Here is a 5,197-nt window from a genome sequence, read left to right as displayed (position 1 = left end):
TGTCCGGCGGCGTCCTACTCTCCCACCCCGTCTCCGGGGCAGTACCATCGGCGCTGAGAGGCTTAGCTTCCGGGTTCGGAATGAGACCGGGCGTTTCCCTCTCGCCATGGCCGCCGTAACGCTGTGAACCTGCCGCAACCAGGAACTGGTCGTTGGTTCAGAACCGCACAGTGGACGCAATGCTCTTTCAAGTGCCCGCGGCACGACCCCGTCGTGGGGGTGTGTGTGGCAAGTCCTCGGCCTGTTAGTACCGGTCAGCTGCACACCTTGCGGTGCTTCCACTTCCGGCCTATCAACCCGCTGGTCTGGGCGGGGGCCTTACCCCATCGAGTGGGTGAGAGACCTCATCTTGAAGCGAGCTTCCCGCTTAGATGCTTTCAGCGGTTATCCCTGCCGAACGTAGCCAACCAGCAGTGCACCTGGCGGTACAACTGGCACACCAGAGGTTCGTCCGTCCCGGTCCTCTCGTACTAGGGACAGCTCTTCGCAAGTCTCTTACGCGCGCGGCGGATAGGGACCGAACTGTCTCACGACGTTCTAAACCCAGCTCGCGTACCGCTTTAATGGGCGAACAGCCCAACCCTTGGGACCTACTCCAGCCCCAGGATGCGACGAGCCGACATCGAGGTGCCAAACCATCCCGTCGATATGGACTCTTGGGGAAGATCAGCCTGTTATCCCCGGGGTACCTTTTATCCGTTGAGCGACACCGCTTCCACATGCCGGTGCCGGGTCACTAGTCCCAGCTTTCGCTCCTGCTCGACCCGTCGGTCTCGCAGTCAAGCTCCCTTGTGCACTTGCACTCGACACCTGATTGCCAACCAGGCTGAGGGAACCTTTGGGCGCCTCCGTTACATTTTGGGAGGCAACCGCCCCAGTTAAACTACCCACCTGACACTGTTCCTGATCCGGATCACGGACCGAGGTTAGACATCCAATTCGACCAGAGTGGTATTTCAACGGCGACTCCATGGACACTGGCGTGCCCACTTCCCAGTCTCCCACCTATCCTACACAAGCCGAACCGAACACCAATATCAAGCTATAGTAAAGGTCCCGGGGTCTTTCCGTCCTGCCGCGCGTAACGAGCATCTTTACTCGTAGTGCAATTTCGCCGAGCCTGTGGTTGAGACAGCTGAGAAGTCGTTACGCCATTCGTGCAGGTCGGAACTTACCCGACAAGGAATTTCGCTACCTTAGGATGGTTATAGTTACCACCGCCGTTTACTGGCGCTTGAGTTCTGAGCTTCGCCCCCGAAGGAGCTAACCCGTCCCCTTAACGTTCCAGCACCGGGCAGGCGTCAGTCCGTATACATCGTCTTACGACTTCGCACGGACCTGTGTTTTTAGTAAACAGTCGCTTCTCACTGGTCTCTGCGACCCCCTCCCGCTGCCCACCGCGCGGGTGGTCACGGGCTGGGGTCCCCCTTCTCCCGAAGTTACGGGGGCATTTTGCCGAGTTCCTTAACCACAGTTCGCTCGATCGCCTCGGTATTCTCTACCTGACCACCTGAGTTGGTTTGGGGTACGGGCCGCTCGGAACTCGCTAGAGGCTTTTCTCGGCAGCATAGGATCATCCCATTCGCCTCATTCGGCTATGCGTCAGGCCTCACCCTTCGTGCGCCACGGATTTGCCTATGGCGCGGGCCACACCCTTGCACCGGTACTACCACTCACCGGGAGGACTACCTTCCTGCGTCACCCCATCGCTTGCCTACTACCAGTCCGGGTCCCACGCTCCACCACGCCTCGCCCGAAGGCTCGGTGTGATGTCGGGTGGTCAGCATCGCTGGGTTCGGCATGGGCGCTCCTTCGCGGGTACGGGAATATCAACCCGTTGTCCATCGACTACGCCTGTCGGCCTCGCCTTAGGTCCCGACTCACCCTGGGCGGATTAGCCTGGCCCAGGAACCCTTGGTCATCCGGCGGAGGAGTTTCTCACTCCCCTTTCGCTACTCATGCCTGCATTCTCACTCGCGTGGCGTCCACGGCTGGATCACTCCGCCGCTTCGCCCACCACGCGACGCTCCCCTACCCACCCACACACCTGGCCGCCGGCCCGAGGCCGGCGACGGGCTTGCACGTGTGAGTGCCACGGCTTCGGCGGTGTGCTTGAGCCCCGCTACATTGTCGGCGCGGAACCACTTGACCAGTGAGCTATTACGCACTCTTTCAAGGGTGGCTGCTTCTAAGCCAACCTCCTGGTTGTCTCTGCGATCCCACATCCTTTTCCACTTAGCACACGCTTAGGGGCCTTAGCCGATGATCTGGGCTGTTTCCCTCTCGACTACGAACCTTATCGCCCGCAGTCTCACTGCCGCGCTCTCACTTACCGGCATTCGGAGTTTGGTTGACGTCAGTAACCTTGTGGGGCCCATCGGCCATCCAGTGCTCTACCTCCGGCAAGAAACACGCGACGCTGCACCTAAATGCATTTCGGGGAGAACCAGCTATCACCGAGTTTGATTGGCCTTTCACCCCTACCCACAGCTCATCCCCCAGGTTTTCAACCCTGGTGGGTTCGGTCCTCCACGCGGTCTTACCCGCGCTTCAACCTGGCCATGGGTAGATCACTCGGCTTCGGGTCTAGAGCACGCGACTGGAAACGCCCTGTTCGGACTCGCTTTCGCTACGGCTACCCCTCACGGGTTAACCTCGCCACGCACCGCTAACTCGCAGGCTCATTCTTCAAAAGGCACGCAATCACCCCGGCACCACGGGGGCACTCGAGGCTCTCACGGCTTGTAGGCACACGGTTTCAGGTACTATTTCACTCCCCTCCCGGGGTACTTTTCACCTTTCCCTCACGGTACTCGTCCGCTATCGGTCACCAGGAAGTATTCAGGCTTAGCGGGTGGTCCCGCCGGATTCACACCGAATTCCACGGGCTCGGTGCTACTTGGGATGACGCTCGGGAGGACCCGGGTTTTCGTGTACGGGGCTCTCACCCTCTACGGCGACCCCTTCCAGAGGCCTTCCACTAACCACGGATCTTTCTCACTCCCTCGCCGTCCGGCAGAACGGCACGAGCGGTCCCACGACCCCGCTGACACAACCCCTGCCGGGTATCACATGCCACCGGTTTAGCCTCGATCCGCTTTCGCTCGCCACTACTCACGGAATCACTGTTGTTTTCTCTTCCTGTGGGTACTGAGATGTTTCACTTCCCCACGTTCCCTCCACACGCCCTATGTGTTCAGGCGCGGGTCACACCACATGACTGGTGCGGGGTTCCCCCATTCGGACATCCTCGGATCAACGCTCGGTTGGCAGCTCCCCGAGGCTTCTCGCAGCCTCCCACGTCCTTCATCGGCTCCTGGTGCCCAGGCATCCACCGTGCGCCCTTAACAACTTGACCACACGGCCCACAAACAGAAAATCGCCTGCAAACACTCAAAAAGAAAGATGCTCGCGTCCACTGTGCAGTTCTCAAACAACAACCAGCCACCACCCCGCACACGCCCCCACCGGCCCGCACACGTGCGGCGGTCTGGGAACCGGGACGGCCCCGGCTGAGACAACGACCCCACTCGCCCGGAGACCATGCTCCCGGCGGCGGGCCCGCTCCCTCAGGACCCAACAGCGTGCCTACGACCCCGCACCCCCACCCCGCCCCGGTCCACGCCCACCCCCACACGGGGACGGGCAGTACTGGGGGCCGGCGGGGAGCCGGCGGCCGAACTGGTCAGCGTTCCACCCTCGAGCACCACCCAGACACCCCGTGCCCGCCCACGCTTGGGCGGCCATCTCGGCCTGGCATGGCCCCGCACCGGACACCCCACCCGGGGGCCGGCGCCGGCTGCTCCTTAGAAAGGAGGTGATCCAGCCGCACCTTCCGGTACGGCTACCTTGTTACGACTTCGTCCCAATCGCCGATCCCGCCTTCGACGGCTCCCTCCCACGAGGGGTTGGGCCACCGGCTTCGGGCGTTACCGACTTTCGTGACGTGACGGGCGGTGTGTACAAGGCCCGGGAACGTATTCACCGCAGCGTTGCTGATCTGCGATTACTAGCGACTCCAACTTCATGGGGTCGAGTTGCAGACCCCAATCCGAACTGAGACCGGCTTTTTGGGATTCGCTCCACCTCGCGGTATCGCAGCCCTTTGTACCGGCCATTGTAGCATGTTTGCAGCCCTAGACATAAGGGGCATGATGATTTGACGTCATCCCCACCTTCCTCCGAGTTGACCCCGGCAGTCTCCCATGAGTCCCCACCATCACGTGCTGGCAACATGGAACGAGGGTTGCGCTCGTTGCGGGACTTAACCCAACATCTCACGACACGAGCTGACGACAACCATGCACCACCTGTGCACGACGCCAAAGGCACCCCGCATCTCTGCGAGATTTCCGTGCATGTCAAGCCTAGGTAAGGTTCTTCGCGTTGCATCGAATTAAGCAACATGCTCCGCCGCTTGTGCGGGCCCCCGTCAATTCCTTTGAGTTTTAGCCTTGCGGCCGTACTCCCCAGGCGGGGCGCTTAATGCGTTAGCTGCGGCACGGAGACCGTGGAATGGCCCCCACACCTAGCGCCCAACGTTTACGGCGTGGACTACCAGGGTATCTAATCCTGTTCGCTCCCCACGCTTTCGCTCCTCAGCGTCAGTATCGGCCCAGAGACCCGCCTTCGCCACCGGTGTTCCTCCTGATATCTGCGCATTTCACCGCTACACCAGGAATTCCAGTCTCCCCTGCCGAACTCCAGTCCGCCCGTATCGACTGCAGACCCGAGGTTGAGCCTCGGGATTTCACAGCCGACGCGACGAACCGCCTACGAGCTCTTTACGCCCAATAATTCCGGACAACGCTTGCACCCTACGTATTACCGCGGCTGCTGGCACGTAGTTGGCCGGTGCTTCTTCTGCAGGTACCGTCACCTCGCGGCTTCGTCCCTGCTGAAAGAGGTTTACAACCCGAAGGCCGTCATCCCCCACGCGGCGTCGCTGCGTCAGGCTTCCGCCCATTGCGCAATATTCCCCACTGCTGCCTCCCGTAGGAGTCTGGGCCGTGTCTCAGTCCCAGTGTGGCCGGTCACCCTCTCAGGCCGGCTACCCGTCGTCGCCTTGGTAGGCCACTACCCCACCAACAAGCTGATAGGCCGCGGGCCCATCCCCAGCCGGAAAAACCTTTCCACCACCAGACCATGCGGTCAGCGGACATATCCGGTATTAGCCCCAATTTCTTGGAGTTATCCC

3 rRNA genes are annotated in these 5,197 nt (G+C 61.1%); all 3 read right to left on the bottom strand.

Annotated elements, in window-relative coordinates:
- Position 1: 1 nt before the first annotated feature.
- Positions 2–118 (bottom strand): 5S ribosomal RNA (gene rrf / locus ACI8AF_RS27415).
- A gap of 106 nt (positions 119–224) precedes the next feature.
- Positions 225–3,358 (bottom strand): 23S ribosomal RNA (locus tag ACI8AF_RS27410).
- Between the two features lie 452 nt (positions 3,359–3,810).
- Positions 3,811–5,197 (bottom strand): 16S ribosomal RNA (locus ACI8AF_RS27405); the annotation flags it as partial.

The organism is Blastococcus sp. SYSU D00669, assembly GCF_054050715.1.
The sequence above is the reverse complement of the archived record's forward strand: the minus strand, read 5'-3'. Positions and strand labels throughout refer to the sequence as shown.